This is a genomic window from Couchioplanes azureus (assembly GCF_014648355.1).
GTDB lineage: Bacteria > Actinomycetota > Actinomycetes > Mycobacteriales > Micromonosporaceae > Actinoplanes > Actinoplanes azureus.
In genome coordinates, this window is sequence record NZ_BMQY01000017.1 from 1 (window position 1) to 14,432 (window position 14,432).

14 protein-coding genes and 1 pseudogene are annotated in these 14,432 nt (G+C 68.7%); 4 read left to right on the plus strand and 11 right to left on the minus strand.

Annotation, left to right across the window (positions count from 1 at the left end):
- Positions 1-60 precede the first annotated feature (60 nt).
- Positions 61-159, minus strand: coding sequence for a helix-turn-helix domain-containing protein (locus tag IEY99_RS32580; protein ID WP_189207969.1), 99 nt, complete (start codon positions 157-159; stop codon positions 61-63).
- A 318-nt stretch (positions 160-477) separates the two neighbouring features.
- Here IEY99_RS32580 and IEY99_RS32585 point away from each other — a divergent pair, with 318 nt between their 5' ends.
- A complete protein-coding gene (locus IEY99_RS32585) occupies positions 478-930 on the plus strand; it encodes a VOC family protein (RefSeq protein ID WP_229799472.1) in 453 nt (150 codons plus the stop codon).
- 110 nt (positions 931-1,040) lie between these two features.
- On the opposite strand, the pseudogene IEY99_RS34760 reads toward IEY99_RS32585, so the two are convergent.
- Positions 1,041-1,216 (minus strand): annotated as a pseudogene (locus tag IEY99_RS34760) (IS5 family transposase); the annotation flags it as partial.
- A gap of 936 nt (positions 1,217-2,152) precedes the next feature.
- Between IEY99_RS34760 and IEY99_RS32590 the strand changes: the two are divergent.
- The gene (locus IEY99_RS32590) at positions 2,153-4,489 is read left to right on the plus strand and encodes a putative bifunctional diguanylate cyclase/phosphodiesterase (protein WP_189207970.1); all 2,337 of its coding nucleotides are present in this window, start codon (positions 2,153-2,155) and stop codon (positions 4,487-4,489) included.
- Between the two features lie 244 nt (positions 4,490-4,733).
- On the opposite strand, the gene IEY99_RS32595 is transcribed toward IEY99_RS32590, so the two are convergent.
- The 5 genes from IEY99_RS32595 to IEY99_RS32615 all read right to left on the minus strand — a co-directional run bounded on the left by IEY99_RS32595 (position 4,734) and on the right by IEY99_RS32615 (position 7,658).
- Complete coding sequence (locus tag IEY99_RS32595) at positions 4,734-4,946, minus strand: hypothetical protein (RefSeq protein WP_189207971.1); 213 nt, start codon at positions 4,944-4,946, stop codon at positions 4,734-4,736.
- 84 nt (positions 4,947-5,030) lie between these two features.
- Positions 5,031-5,192, minus strand: a complete 162-nt coding sequence (locus tag IEY99_RS32600; RefSeq protein ID WP_189207972.1) for a HAMP domain-containing protein — start codon at positions 5,190-5,192, stop codon at positions 5,031-5,033.
- A 104-nt stretch (positions 5,193-5,296) separates the two neighbouring features.
- On the minus strand, positions 5,297-6,055 hold the full coding sequence (locus IEY99_RS32605; protein WP_189207973.1) for an ATP-binding protein: 759 nt from the start codon (positions 6,053-6,055) through the stop codon (positions 5,297-5,299).
- Between the two features lie 616 nt (positions 6,056-6,671).
- A complete protein-coding gene (locus IEY99_RS32610; RefSeq protein WP_229799473.1) occupies positions 6,672-7,169 on the minus strand; it encodes an HdeD family acid-resistance protein in 498 nt (165 codons plus the stop codon).
- A 156-nt stretch (positions 7,170-7,325) separates the two neighbouring features.
- Complete coding sequence (locus IEY99_RS32615) at positions 7,326-7,658, minus strand: hypothetical protein (protein WP_189207974.1); 333 nt, start codon at positions 7,656-7,658, stop codon at positions 7,326-7,328.
- Between the two features lie 332 nt (positions 7,659-7,990).
- Between IEY99_RS32615 and IEY99_RS32620 the strand changes: the two genes are divergently transcribed.
- Complete coding sequence (locus IEY99_RS32620) at positions 7,991-8,437, plus strand: hypothetical protein (protein ID WP_189208035.1); 447 nt, start codon at positions 7,991-7,993, stop codon at positions 8,435-8,437.
- A gap of 93 nt (positions 8,438-8,530) precedes the next feature.
- Here IEY99_RS32620 and IEY99_RS32625 read toward each other — a convergent pair whose 3' ends face one another.
- The 3 genes from IEY99_RS32625 to IEY99_RS32635 all read right to left on the minus strand — a co-directional run bounded on the left by IEY99_RS32625 (position 8,531) and on the right by IEY99_RS32635 (position 12,693).
- Positions 8,531-9,811 carry an EAL domain-containing protein gene (locus IEY99_RS32625; RefSeq protein WP_229799474.1) on the minus strand — a complete coding sequence of 427 codons (1,281 nt, stop codon included), beginning with the start codon at positions 9,809-9,811 and terminating at the stop codon, positions 8,531-8,533.
- A 412-nt stretch (positions 9,812-10,223) separates the two neighbouring features.
- A complete protein-coding gene (locus IEY99_RS32630; protein ID WP_189207976.1) occupies positions 10,224-10,469 on the minus strand; it encodes a hypothetical protein in 246 nt (81 codons plus the stop codon).
- A gap of 115 nt (positions 10,470-10,584) precedes the next feature.
- Entirely contained in the window at positions 10,585-12,693 is a 2,109-nt protein-coding gene (locus IEY99_RS32635) for a putative bifunctional diguanylate cyclase/phosphodiesterase (RefSeq protein ID WP_189207977.1), read from the minus strand.
- 109 nt (positions 12,694-12,802) lie between these two features.
- Here IEY99_RS32635 and IEY99_RS32640 point away from each other — a divergent pair, with 109 nt between their 5' ends.
- Complete coding sequence (locus IEY99_RS32640; protein WP_189207978.1) at positions 12,803-13,951, plus strand: branched-chain amino acid ABC transporter substrate-binding protein; 1,149 nt, start codon at positions 12,803-12,805, stop codon at positions 13,949-13,951.
- Positions 13,952-14,296: 345 nt separating this feature from the next.
- Here IEY99_RS32640 and IEY99_RS35030 read toward each other — a convergent pair whose 3' ends face one another.
- Positions 14,297-14,431: a hypothetical protein gene (locus IEY99_RS35030; protein ID WP_268245167.1), complete on the minus strand. Its 135-nt coding sequence runs from the start codon at positions 14,429-14,431 to the stop codon at positions 14,297-14,299.
- Position 14,432 lies beyond the last annotated feature (1 nt).

Sequence of the window (14,432 nt, forward strand, 5' to 3'; positions counted from 1 at the left end):
GCCAGCCGCCAGCCCATCATCAATGAGCCGACACCACCAGCCTCACAGTCAGGCGAGGAGTCATGATGGGCCGGTCTCGACGCTCTCGACCCAGTCGCTCGACTTGCCGACCATCCCGGCGAGCACCGTGCGGGGCATACCGGCCCGCTGACGCAGCACCTTGATCCTCTGGCCAGTCCTCCACGTCGGCAGCTCGTCGCTTTCCTGCATAGTGGGGTGCCCTCCCGCGCGAGGTGTCACCGATCACGGTACGCCCCCGCCCCTTCGACGGGCACTGCTCCGGGGAGGGAGGAACCCTCCCCTCCCCGACCGACCGGGCGCTTGGCGTCTCACCGAGCACCGGCCCGAGGTGCTCGCGGCGACGGGTCGCCCTGCCCGGCGGCTGGCGCCGGCAATCGCCCAGCACTCCTTCCACCGAAGGCGTAGCCGGGCACAGTCACCCGTTGCTTGAGGCAGGGGTAAACCGCTACTTCAGCGGTGGATCTGGCGGGTACGGTGTGGCTCTGGCCGGTGATCGCATGCAGCGGCGGCTTCGGAGACAGACGCGCGGACATGAAGGAGCGAACGTTGCCAGGCGCTGTGCTGCGAGGGGTGACTTTGGACTGTGCTGACCCGCGAGTGCTGGCGGGCTTCTACGGTGCACTGACCGGGATGCGCGAGCTCTTCGGTACGGACGAGTTCGTCGCTCTGACGGACGGCTACGGCTGTGATCTGGGATTCCAGCGGGTCGACGGATACCGGGCTCCGCAGTGGCCGAGTCAGGACGTGCCACAACAGTTCCATCTGGATTTCCGCGCTGACGACCTCGATGCGATGGAGGAGCTGGCGCTGGAACTCGGAGCGGCCAAACCGGACCATCAACCCGGCGACGGACGCTGGCGGGTACTCTTGGATCCGGCTGGCCACCCCTTCTGCCTGACGTCTTCCTGACATCACCGCCGTGACAGGCCCCCCGGTCAGACGCCGTAGCGCTCACGCGTGGTCGGGCGGTTCATCAGCTGCTGGCCGCGTCGGAGAGGGCATGGCGTCGGATGTGCCGGTCATAGCCACTCATTGATTGCCGCTACGACGACGGTTGCCTCGTAACGGACCGCGAGTTCGTCGTACCTCGTGGCCACAGCCCGATGCCTCTTGAGGCGGCTGATGCCGCACTCGGCCCCTGCCGAGCCTTGTAGTCCTGCGGGTCGAACTTCGGCGGACGGCCGCCGTGGGAGCCGCAATTCTGGGTAGCCGGAGGTGTCACGGATCATCTGACCCGGATCCGTAACGTATCAACTGGAGCCCGACATCTCGGCTTGCTGGCTGTCGGGTCTCATGGCTCGGGCGACAGATTGGTATCAGGATCTGGGCGACACTCCGCCGAGTGTTGGTGGAGACTCGACCGAGTAAAGGGGTCCACGCAACACGACTATTCAACCGTGGCTATACGACGGGCGAAACGGGCCTATGAATGCGGCTTCTGGCAGACGACTCTCTGCCAGGTTCCGAGTCAACCGGCAACGCTCCCTCATATCCCTCGACTTGAAGGCGCCGGATGCGATTCGGGAACCAGCGACACCGGCCCGCCGCCACTCAGTCGTCGTCCTCATCGTCACCGTCGTCGTCATCTTGAGAGCCGCCCGGGCAGCCGGTGAGCGTCAGCAGCACGCCGACGGCGCCGGCGAGCCCGACCGTACAGCCGAAAAGAGTCGCCGGCTCATCCCCCCACCGGCCCGAACTCCGCACCGTCACTGCACTGCGGCGGCGACCCGACGGCAACCCACGCCGGTCCTGCGTGCCAACCCGGCTATCGAGGGCACGACCATCGTGATGATCAAGGGTAGAGATCCTCACGAGTTGAGCGTGCCTGCCGACCGGCTACTCACCAACCCGTCACTCCTCGTCAGCTAACCGCCGTCGTCACCGGCATGCTGCACCTGCGGGATGCACTGCCTCTGGACGCCCCGGAGTCAGCCAGCGGCGCCTAGTCTCGGCTGGGCACGGCAGCGTCGACCGGTCGCGCCGTAGCTCGGCGCAGTCGGCGAACACCGACGGAGGGCCATGGGACGGGCGACGCCGAGGCTCCGCCAACCCGGTACCGCCGCGGCGGTGGTTCGGAAGGCTCAATCGACCGGCTGTCGCGGCCGATGGAGGACGGGGAGGAACCGTGCTCATGTCTATTCGGCCGCGCGCGCGACAGTGCGTCTTTGCCGCTTTCGGGTTCACCGCCTGCGCGGTGGTGGCCGTCGCCGTGGTACCCCGCGGCTGGACTTCGTTCTGTCTGGCGATCATGGTCCGGGTCAGTGTGCTGCTCTTGGCCGCGGCCGGATTGACCCACACCCGCCCAGCGCACCTGCGCCCCTGGTGGGTTCTGTTCGCCGGCGTCGGGGTGGGAGCGCTCGGCGACACGTTCACCGAGCTGCCGGTCCTCACCCGAGTGCCGCAGTTCGTGCCGGCTGCGGCGCTGGTGGCCCAGCTCGCCGCCTTCGTCCTGGTGATCGCTTCAGCCGTGCTGTTCTCCCGGGCGCGGCGCGGACCATCGGACCGGCCCCTGCCGCTGGACGTGCCGATCGTGGCCACCGCGCTGGTGGTCGTGTTGCTGCAGTTCGTGGAGACCCCGGACGGACAGCTGACGGTCTCGAGCCTGGCCCGGGCGTGGCCGCTGAGCCTGCTCGTCGGCATGATCGGCACGGTGATCGTGGCGGTGCGCCTCGCCGTCGTGGAGCCCGTCCGCAAACAGGTGAGTCTGCTGCTCCTACTCGCGGGCGCGATCACGGCGTTCGCCAGCACGCTGCACCTGGCGGTCACCCGGCCGGGTGAGCTGGCCGGCGCCCCGATCGACGTCGCCGGCTGGCTTGCCGGTGCGTTGCTCGGCGCGGCGGCGGCGTGGCACCCGTCCGCCAGCCTGCTGACCGAACGCGGCCGGCCCCGGGCGGTCGGCCTGCTCACCGCTCGCCACGCGGCCACCTCGCTGACGCTGCTCGCGATCCCGGCGACTCTGGTCATCAGCGCGGTACGCCACCAGCCGGTGCACCCGTGGCGGACCGCCGCGACCAGTCTAATTCTGCTGGCTCTCATCGCGGGTCAGACCGCCCTCGCCTCCCGCGCCGAGCACGCCGCCCGAGGCGACCTCGCCCATCGGGCCGTGCATGACAGCCTCACCGGACTGGGCAACCGCGCGCTGCTCGACGACGCGCTGAGCGCGCTGCACGACGATTCCCGGCACGCCGGGCAGTCGATGGCAGTCTTCTTCCTGGACCTGGTGAACTTCAAACGGATCAACGACTCGCTCGGCCACACGGCCGGCGACCATCTGCTGATGAGCGTGGCCGACCGGCTGCGGTCCCAGCTGCGCGACGGCGACGTGCTGGCCCGCTTCGGCGGCGACGAGTTCGTCGTCGCCGCGCCCCTCGGCCTCGATGCCGGCCCCGACGCGGCAACAGCGTTGGCCAAGCGGATTCTGACGACCTTCGCCAGCCCGTTCGACGTGCAGGGACATGCACTGACCATCCGCGCCGCGGTCGGCGCCACGGTGAGCCCACCCGACGACAGCCGCGACGTCGCCGGGCTGCTGCGCGACGCGGACACCGCGATGTACTCCGCCAAGCGGCAGGCCGACGGCTATGCGCTCTTCAACCCCGCGCAGCACCGGCAGGTCGCCCGCGCGTTAGCGGTCGAGGTCGAGCTGCGCCGCGCGTTCGCCAACGGCGAGATAGTGCTGCACTACCAGCCCGTGGTCCCCCTGACGGCGAACGGCCGACCCGGTTACGAGGCCCTGGTCCGTTGGAACCATCCCCAGCGTGGACTGGTCAGTCCCGGCGAGTTCCTGCCGGTCGTGGCCGCGGCCGGCCTCGACGACCTCCTGGCGCACCGCACGCTCACCCTCGCCGCCGCCCAACTCGCCGCCTGGTCAGCCCTGCCCGACCCGCCGTACGTCACGGTCAACCTGTCCGGCGCCCAGTTGCGCACTCCTGGCATCGTCGACCTCGTCACCTCGTTGCTGACCACCCACCACCTCGAGCCCGACCGCCTCGTCATCGAAGTGACCGAGGACAGCCTCATCGACGACGAAGGCGCCAGCGCCCAAACCCTGCGAGCCCTGGCCACCGCCGGAGTCCGGCTGGCCATCGACGACTTCGGCACCGGCTACTCCTGCCTCGCCTACCTCAGCAAACTCCCGGTGCACCTGCTCAAAGTCGACCGGGCGTTCGTAGCCGAACTCGGCACCGGCGGTAGCGGCGAAGCCGTCATCGCCGCCATCGTCGACATCGCCCGCGCCTTCCAGCTGTCCACCGTCGCCGAAGGCGTGGAAACCGCCGAGCAGTTACACGCCGTCCGCGCCTTGGGCTGCGACAGCGTCCAGGGATACCTACTCGGCCGTCCCGCCGCACCCACCGAGACGATCACATCGCATACCGCGTCGGCGGCGCTCGCCTCCCACCTTTCTCGAGCGGGTCAGGACGACACAGCAACCACCCGCGGTGCGGCAACCGTCAACACACACGGATGAAGCAAGAGCGACGCGACGATGATGTTGTCGCAGCAATCGACCAGAGGCCAGCGCCGAAAGGCGCTGCAGCTCGTCGCCCCATGTGACTCCGCCTCTCTGCTGACCCCGAGCAGGGCGTTTGCGAGAGGGTCTGCCAACTCCGCGTCGGCCCGATCCACCCGACCAGGGGGCCGGCGAGGCAGCGCAGCCTGTGCCGCCAGCGGTGGACCGACGATCCCGTCTCAAGCCGGCAGGCACGGCCGGCCTACGCGGTGATGAAGCCGTCCACAACGTCGGCAAGCGTGCGGGACACGGTAGCCAGATCGGTCGAGGTACCCCGGACGGTGTGCACGCCCTGGTCGGTTTCGGTGGCACCGTCGGCGACCTCGGCGACCGCATCCGCGAGATGGCTGGTAGCGGTGGAGGCGTCGGTGAGGCTGCGGCTCAGTTCGCTGGCGGTGGCGGTCTGCTGCTCCACGGCGCTGGCGATGGTGGCCTGGTAGCTGTCGATCGAGGTGATGGCGCCATTGATACGTTCCAGGGTGCCGTTTCATCGAGGTCATCAGCTGGCGATCTCGTCGGGGCCGTCCACGTCCAGGCGCGCGGACAGATCGCCGTCGGCGGCGCGGCGCATCACCGTGACGACGCTGCGCAGCCGGGTCACCAGGCTGCGGGAGATAGACCACGACAGTGCCACGGTGACCAGAAGCAGCACAGTCGCCACGGCGGCGACCTTAAGGCCTCGCTGGTCGCGATACGGGTCACGTAACTGCGAGGCCAGACTGCCATGCGCGAGCACCGGATGGGCGACACCGTGAGCTGAGCTCATCATGCCGGCCGAACGCCGTCACGGATGGTGGCCCAGACCACTTTGCCGCCCAGACTGTTACGGGCTCCCCAGGCACTCGCCGCGACGTCCACGACGCGCAGGCCGTGCCCCGGGGCGAGCACGGGTGTCCCGGGCTCGTGGGGCGCAGGGGGCAGGAGCGTCGGCAGGCGGCGGTCGCCGTCCTCCACGGCCAAGTACAACCCGTTCCCGCGACGCGACACCGTGAGTCGCAGCTCCGTGGCGGCATGCTGGACGCCGTTGGCGACGAGTTCGGACACCACCATGACCGCCCGGTGCCTCAGCGGCGCCAGGCACCAGTCCAGGCAGGCCTGCCTGACCAGCTCGCGCGCCCGGGCAGCCGAGCTGGGCTCGGGTGGCAGGGTCAGCTGCACCCGATCCGGCGGCCGCAGGCCGGCGGAAAGCGTCGCACGAGCCTCGGGCACGGTGGCGAACATCGACACGAACCGGGACGCTCCCATCCTGCGGAGCCGGATGGCAAGGTCGGCGGCCGCAGGGATACACAGGGCCAGTCGGACGGGCGGCTGGCGACGGTCGGCGGCCCGGTGAGCGGTCAGCCAGAACGGCGCGCTGCGACCGCCCGGGTCACCGAGGTCATGCAGATTCGCCAGCAGCACGGTCGGCTGCTCGGCCAGGCATTTCTGTACTGCGGAGCGCAGATCGGCGGCAAGGGCGGCGTCCCACCGGCCGTGAACAACCATCTCCAGCGACTCGTTCTGGGACTGCCCGGCGATTTCCACGCGCGACTCGCCGAAGGTGTCGCTGAGGTGTGGAAATGCTCCGTCCATCATTCACCTTTCGGCATCTTGCCCCTTGTCTGCATTTATGAAATCGCCACGACCAGAGCGGGCGAACCGCTCGACATCCCACGCCGTCACGAAGGGCGACCTCGCTTAAACACCGTGACATCAGTTGTCGCGTGGCAACAGTTGTCCAGACGACTCAAATTGGACCTGGAAAACCTGCATGATCGATGTCACGCCAACGTTTCGTCGGGGATTCGCGGTATTGACCTTTGCTGCATAGTCAAACCCGCCTCGCTGAGAAGCGATCGTAGGTGTGAGCGTGTGGGGTTTCGTGCGAGCCGTACCGCGGTCTTGAGCGGAGATCCCACGAGGGTGGCGATCAGCTCCCACACCCCGCGGAACGCTTCCAGCCCCACAACGGCATGATCGCGCCTTGACGACGGGGTCCAGACCGGGGACACCTGGCGGTGGAAAGCTAGTCGCCTCGGTGGGTGCATCGACGGCGTGCGGCATGGCCAGCGGGCGCACCGAGACCATCTACTCGAGCGACATCACCCGCCGGCCGGGGGCGGAGCCGCCTCACCCCAAGGTTGCTGTGCAACGGCGCATGTCAGGTCGCTGGGCGGGCCGAGCCGCGCCGTGACCCCGCGCTTGCGACGTCGCGGCTGGTGATCTGGCGGCGCACCTGCCAGGCGAGCGTGAGCACCAGGACGCCGAACAGCAGCGCGTACCAACCGATCGCCCAGGTGACGGCGAGTGCGCCGGCTCCTGGTGTGACCAGCAGGACAACGCAGAGCAGGGCGGACAGCCCACCGGCGATGCCCAGCGCCCACTCGTGTCGCATCGTGGTGCGCAGCCGCACCGCGGCCGCGATCATCAGCACACCTATGACGATCGCCCAGAACGCGATGATGTACAGCAGCACCAACGCCGTGATCGACGGCCACACGAACGTGACGATGCCCGCGGCGATCCCCACCATGCCGGAGAACACCAGCCACCCCCGGTGGGCGACGACGACGCGGCCGAGCATCGCCGCGACGACAGCGAAGATCCCGTCGACGAGCGCAAACACGCCCCACAGTGCCACCAGCACCCACAGCGTCACGTCGGCCAGATGAGGACGGCCAGGCCGAAGAGGACGGCGGCGACACCGCGCACGGCGAGCAGCCACCAACCACCGACCAATTCCCGAATCATCCCGTTGTCCCCTCGCTGGTCATGGCGGCGCGGGCTTCCCATCGGTAGGGATCCGAATCAGGGATCACGGTGCCGCGGCCGACTGGTCCGCCTCGGCGCGAGCAAGCGCCGCATCGACGACCGCCCACTCCGCGGCGTTCAGGCAGTACGTCGCCAGCGTCACGGCGGCCACAGCGTCCTCCTCGGCGATGTCGGCCAACCGCTGCGCGTGTTCCTTCTTGTGCTCCGTCTTGCGCTTGTCGAAGTCAGCCCGCATGGCCGCGACCTGACGCTCGATCGAACCCTTCGTGTCCATCCACCAGCTCCGTGCCGCGGTCGTCACCTCGGCTGCAGCAGCTTCGAACGCGTAGACCTCGTTGTCGAACGCATCCTCGATCTCCCGTCGACGCTGCTGCAACGCGACGCGGTCTTCTCCCGCGCCGCGGCGGCGGACTCTTCGATCTTCTTGATTCGACCGGCGAGCTCGTACAACGATTCGGACATCGATCTCATGTCGACTCCGTCCACTTCGAGCACCATGGCGCATCCGGAACATCGACTCGCTTACCGCCCGGTCGGACGTCATTGACGTTCGGCGATCAATCTGCGTCCATCGTCGGTGGTCGGCGGGTCGTAGCACATGGCCAAGAGCCTGGAGTCCCGGGACACCGGCCGGTCCGCACGAGTCCGGCTGCCGCTCGACGGTCGCAAGCCGGCAGACCGACGGACTCAACACCTCCTGGAGCGGTGATGACGCAGGAGAAACACCATCCAGACGAGTCGAACCGATATTTCGCGGCCATCTCCAACGTCGACGAAGCCGGCGGTCGGGGTGACCGGCATTCCCTCGCCGGCGTCGTCACCGCCGTGCGGCTCTCGCGGGCCACCATGCGCAACATCCGCCAGAACCTGTTCTTCGCCATCGCCTACAACGCGCTGGGCATTCCCATCGCAGTCCGGCCTCAGGTGCACACCGCCGCGCCCGACACCCTGCACGGCGGCAGCCCGGCGATCACCGGCGAGCAGCTGGTGGACCCCGTCTGCGGCATGACCGTCGATCCCACGCCGGGGGCCTGCGGCCGTCGTCCCGACGGCACCGCCGTCCGCCTCTGCTCGGCGCACTGCGTCGCGGCGTTCGCGGCCGATCCCGGCCGCGACAGGCGCACCGCTGCGGCCAGCAACCGCACCCACGCCTGAAGGGAAGCTCGCCATGGCCGACGCCGCCTACGGGCACACGTACGCCGCTTCCGCGGTCGCGATCCTGCTGCCATGGGTTCTGAGCCGGTTCGGCTATTGCGTGCGCGGGCCGGTAGCTGCCGGGGTCGGGCCGGCGTGCGGGTCGCCGGTCGGCGGGTTCGGCCGTTCGGCTGCGGTGCCGAGTTGCCGTAGCAGCATGCGGGCAACTGCGTGCACAAGGTCTGGGTCGTGGGTCAGTACGAAGTCGGCCTTGTCGTCGATGTGGGGCCGGATGCACAGTGCCACTGCACAGTAGGGGCCGACCACGGCCAATACCGTCTCGGCCGCCTCGGACGACTGTGCTGTCTCCCGTCGGGTCGTCGCGATCCGGATCGGAGGCGGGATAGCGCCCGGCAGCGCAGGCCCGGTCATTCCGACGAACGCCGCCTTCTGCGCTACCGACGCGAGGCGGGACAACCATGCCTGGCCGGTGGCCGGGTCCGGGTACGAGCCGAGCACCACCGCGTACGGACCGGTGCCGGCGGCCTGACGCCACATGTACTCGATCAAGGCGTCGATCATGGGCTGATCGGCCCTGCGGCTGTGATGCCGCGCCGCGGCCACACTGAACGGGGTGCCGGCCGGCTGGTGCAGGTCCGGTCGTGGCGGCCGCAGCCGGGCGGAGTGGTGGACCGGCCGGTCGGCTACCGCGCTGAGCGGGCCGGGCCGGGCGAACAGCCAGCCCTGCCCCCACCGGGCACCCAGGGTCTGCGCGGTCGCCAGGTCCGCTTCGGTTTCGATGCCTTCGGCGAGCACGACGGTTCCGGTGCGATCGGCGTACGCGGCGGCCATCGCGGTGGTCTCGATGGTGTACTCGGCATGCGGATTGCGCAGCAAGTGCATGTCGAGCTTGACCACCTCCGGCTCGAGGAGCGGGAGGAACGCCATCGACAGCGGGTCGGCGCCGACGTCGTCGAGGGCGAGGGCGCCGCCACCGTGGTGCACCAGGGCTGCGATGTGCAGCAGCGAGGCGGGATAGGCCGCGAGAGCCCGCTCGGTCAGCTCCATCACGATGCGAAACGACCGCTGCGCGCTGATCTCGGCCAGAAGTTCAGGCGTGACCTCGTGGTTCAGCGCGCCCGGCTCGGCATTGACGAAGACCAGCGGTGGCGTCACGTCCCCCGCGGCCCGGGCGACGCTCACCGCCTGCGCAAAGCAGAGCTGGTCGACCAGATGCAGCAACCCGGCCCGTTCGGCGGCGGCGAACAGCACATCGGGGTACTCCACCGGCGATCCGGCAGGTCCTCGGGCCAGCGCCTCGACGCCCACCAGCGACCTGGTCCCCAGGTCGACGATGGGCTGGTACAGCGGATACACGGCCCGCTCGGCCAGCACCTGTGGGATCAACGCCGCTGCGTCGTCGCGCGCGGACTGGCCTACCTCCCGATTCGTCAGGCTCATGCCACTCCAGCCATCGCGCGGGTCCCCTGCCTCCGCCTTATCGACAGAACTTCGTCATACCTGAGCGATAGTCGCGCCCAACAGGACCTTCGGTCGCCCATGACCGAGGCTTGGATCGCCGCGAGGATCCGCCTGTCCACGGCCCGGAGGCGGGGTGGTCGTGTTCGGTGGGGAGACTGGTGCGGTGGTCGGTGTTGCCGCAGTGCAGGTGGCAGCCCGACAAAAGTTGCCGCGCATCCAGACAGCGGCAGACTGCTTTCCAGCTCTTGAGTCTCCCCGCGGAGGCATCCCCGGAGACGCCGGTGGCGATAAATGTCCCGGGGCGAGAGCGCCATGTGTCGATCGGTCATTTCGGCGGCGCGGATGTCGTTGTCATCAGAATCTGGGTCATGCTGTGACCGGTCCTGATTGAATGTGTCAAGGCCTGGCAGGACAATTGTCGGCGCTGTCGTCGCATTACCTGCCTGGCGGCGATGACGTCCACCGCGATGCAGGGCGCCGCTTGCCCGCCCAGACCGGTCGCGCGCCGGCGCAGGTCCGGACGGGCGACCAGCAGAGCGGCCAGGATGGCGAGCCCGGCCGGCCCGGTCACGGTGTTCCTGACGATCTGCGCCGCCTCCCGTTCAAAGAGTTAAGGGGGCATCGTCCTGCCCACCGGAGGCGGTCCGCCCATCCGAGACGCCAGAGCCGGTATGCCGAGTGTCTGATCAGCCCGCCACGGCGGGCTGTTCAGTTGTGGCCTGCGATACCGCTGCCCCTTCGGGGGGTTCTTGATTCGTCAGGATGGTCGTCAGACCGACGCGAGCGCGTTGTTCCGCTTCCTCGCAAGCGGCCAGCAACTCCTCTGCAGGGACCGGCCGCGCCAGTCCAAAGCCCTGCGCATGATCGCAACCAAGGTCCCGCAGCACTGCGAGCACCGACACGTCCTCGACGCCCTCGGCGACCACCGACAGACGAAGACTGTGCGCGAGCTCCGTGGGATTGCGCAGCAGTGCTGCATCGTCCTGGGTGGCAAGGTCTCGGACGAAGAACCTGTCGATCTTCAATCCCGTGGCCGGAAGGTGCCGTAGATGCGCCATCGAACTGAAGCCGGCACCGAAGTCGTCGACGGACACCTGCACACCCAGGTCGTGCAGCGATCGCAGAACCTCCACGGCGTGCTGCGATCGCGTCATGATGGCTCCGTCGGTGAATTCGAGGCACAGCAGCTCGGCCGGAAGCTGATTTCGCTTGAGCGCCGCCTCCACTGACGTGGCGAAGCCTTCGTCGAACAGGCAACGAGCGGAGACATTCACAGCGACGACCAGTGCCCGCCCCTGTTCGAGCCATCGCTGCGCCTGCTCGGTGGCCTTGTCGAGGACCATACGGGTCAACGGTGTCTCCAGCTCCGTGCCCTCGGCGAGCGGCAGAAACGCCGCCGGCGACAACAGGCCGCGTTGGGGATGCCACCAGCGCAGCAGCGCCTCGGCACCGTCGGCCGCTCCGTCGCTGATCCGGATCTGCGGCTGGTAATGCAAGATCAAATTGCCCTGCGGATCCCCAGATTCGATGACCGTACGCAGGTCGTCGAAGAGCAGGTCCCTGTCGTGCGTGCCGGTGTCGGTCTCCGCGTCGTATACCGCCACCCCGGAGCCGGTGGTCTTCGCCCGGTACATGGCGGCGTCGGCGCACCGCAGCAGATCGTCGCCATCGACCGGCTCCGTCTCCATCGCGATGCCGATGCTGCCGCTGATCGCGACTGGTCCGGCCGACAGCAGGAAGTCCTCGCGAAGGGCAGCGGCGATGCGCTCAGCGACCTGTCGTGCCACCTCCAGGTCCGGCATCCGCGGCAGCAGGACGGCGAACTCGTCGCCGCCAAGCCGGGCCACCATGTCGTACTCGCGCAGTGCCCCCTGGATGCGGCGTCCTGCCTCGGCGAGCAGGTCGTCACCGGCCTGGTGGCCGAGGGAGTCGTTGACCGCCTTGAAACCGTTGAGGTCGATCATCATCACGGCCGCGGTAGGGCTCGATCCGGACCCAGCGGTACGGAGGGTCTCAGCGAGCTTGCGATGAAACTTCATCCGGTTCGGCAGCCCGGTGAGCGAGTCGTGCGAGGCCAGATGTTCGTTGCTGTCGGCTTGCAGCGCCAAGCGCCGCTGGAAGCTGAGGACCAGCCGCCAGATCACCGCGACCAGCAGGAGACCGACGACAAAGCCGACGGCGATGGCGTACAACATCCGGACCTGGGCCTGGCGCAGCTCGGCCACGCGCCGCTGCGCCATGTCATGGTATCGATGGGCGACCGTGTCGATGTCGTGCTGCAACGTATAAAAGGCGGGTGCCACCTCTGCCCGGTCGAGCCGGGTCGCGTCGGGATCCGCGTTCGCCACCAGGTCCAGCAGCTTCTCTGCGGCCGCGCTATACACCTCGTGTTCCCCCAGCAAGCGACGCGCATCCTCGCGCGCTTCGGGCGAGTGGCTCAGAGCGGCGCGCTGCAACGCCTCCCGGGCGGTGCTCGAGGCACTCACGTACCGCACCCGGACGGAGGGCAGCGGCTCCAGCTGATACTGGCGAGTATGCAGTTCGGCGACCGAAATGGCATTGCGTGCCTCGCTGAAGTGGGCATCGAGACCCAGTGCCTCGCTCTGCGCCACCGTCGTCCGGGTCATCAGCAAGTTGCCGTAGAAGGTGAAGCCACCGAGTCCCAGCAGCACCACGGCGAGGGCGAAGGTCGTGGCGAAGCTGCCGCGACGGTGGCTCCTCGACGAAAGATCACCTACCGCAGGTCCAGTGGCGTTTCGGCCCACAGGCTCTCCGATCATGATGGCGTCCAGCACCACTTACCTTTTCGTCCGCATGGCGGCCGAGTTGAGTGTCAGGATCCCTTCAGCCATGGCCCGGCGGCGCCGACGCTTAGGGGGACGTCCACCGCCGGAAGGACCTGCCATGCTCCGCGCCCCGTCAGCCCACCTCGTCGCCATCGGAGCGGCCGTGGTCACCCTGGCCGTCGGCGGATGCGCGGCGCCGGACCAGCCGGCCGCCGCCGAGCCCATCCGCATCGGCGCATTGCTGCCGCTCTCCGGGGGCAACGCTCCGTCCGGGCAGGCCGATGTGGCGGCGGCCCGCCTCGCCGTGGACGAGGTGAACGCCGCCGGCGGGCTGCTGGGCCGGCCGGTAGAGCTGGTCGTCAAGGACGACGCGTGCGACCCGGCCACCGCCGTCATCGCAGCAAACGAGCTGGTCGCCGCAGACGTGGTCGCCTCGGTCGGAGGTTTCTGCAGCAATGCCACCATCCCCACGCTCAAGATCTTCCACACTGCCGGCATACCGGCGGTCGTGCCGCTGGCCAACTCGACCGACCTGCTCGCCCCGGGGTACAACTCCGCCTTTCTCATCTCGGGTACCACCCGGGACGAGGCCAAGATGGCGCACGCTTGGATGCGTGAACTTCACACCGCACGGCTCGCCGTCGTCGACGACGGAACCAGCTACTCGGTGAGCCTGGCGCAGTCGACGGCCGCAGCGGATAGCGGCATCGTGGTTGCTCTGCAGAGCCGTCTCAGCCAGGACGCCGACGACTACACCGACCTGGCGCGGCGCGTCATCGACGGGCGAGCTGACATGGTGTACTTCACCGGCTACTACGTCGAAGCCGGCCGGTTGATCAAAGACCTGCGCAAGGCCGGCTACACCGGCAAGATCATGCTGGCCGACGGTTGCATCGACGCTGAGATCTTCAAGCACACTCCCAAGGCCGACGCCGAGGGCGTGTACGGCACTTCGTTCCCCATGCCGCAATTCCAGCCGGGCATCGAAGACTGGACCGCGCGCTACCGCACCGCGAACGGCGTCGAACCCTTGCCCAGCACTCTCGAGACCTATGACGCGACCAAGTTGACCCTCGACGCCGTGCGCCGCGCCGGGACCATCGAGCGCCAAGCCGTACGTGACGCCATCGCGTCCACCGACAGCACCCTGACCACCGGTCGGGTGCGGTTCACCGCCAACGGCGCCCGAGAGAATCCCACCTTCCTGCGCGTCCAAGTCCGCGACGGCGTGTTCACCCTGCTTCCGCAGACGGCGACCAAGTCCTGACGCCAACCATCGCTCCCAGTAATCTGGTCCTGCTCCCGCCTCCCAAACAGAACAGCGGCGGGCAAGATACCGATGGCCTTGCCACACGAACGCCCGCCGACGGCCTACCTGTGCCCATGCCGGCCCCGGGTCGAGCCGTCCGGCGGCCCCGGCACGACCGGGACCGCGCTGGTCGAAGGCGATGACGGGGTGGCCGCGAGCGACCAGGGTGCCCCACACCAGGTTCCACTCCAGCAGCGAGGCCCCGTGTCCGTGGGCGAGCACCACTGGCGGGCTGTCCCCGCTCACGACCGCGCGCAGCACCGTCCCGTCGGGACGTGGGACGAGCACCTCCTCGCCTTGCGGCTACCGGGCGAGCCGGTCGTACGGCAAGGGGTCCGGGTTGCGTTCGATCCTGGCGACCGCCGCCCGTGCCGCCCCGATGATCGCGGCACCGAGCAGCGCGATGGCCGTGCCGCCGACGATCCAGGCGCGGTGCATG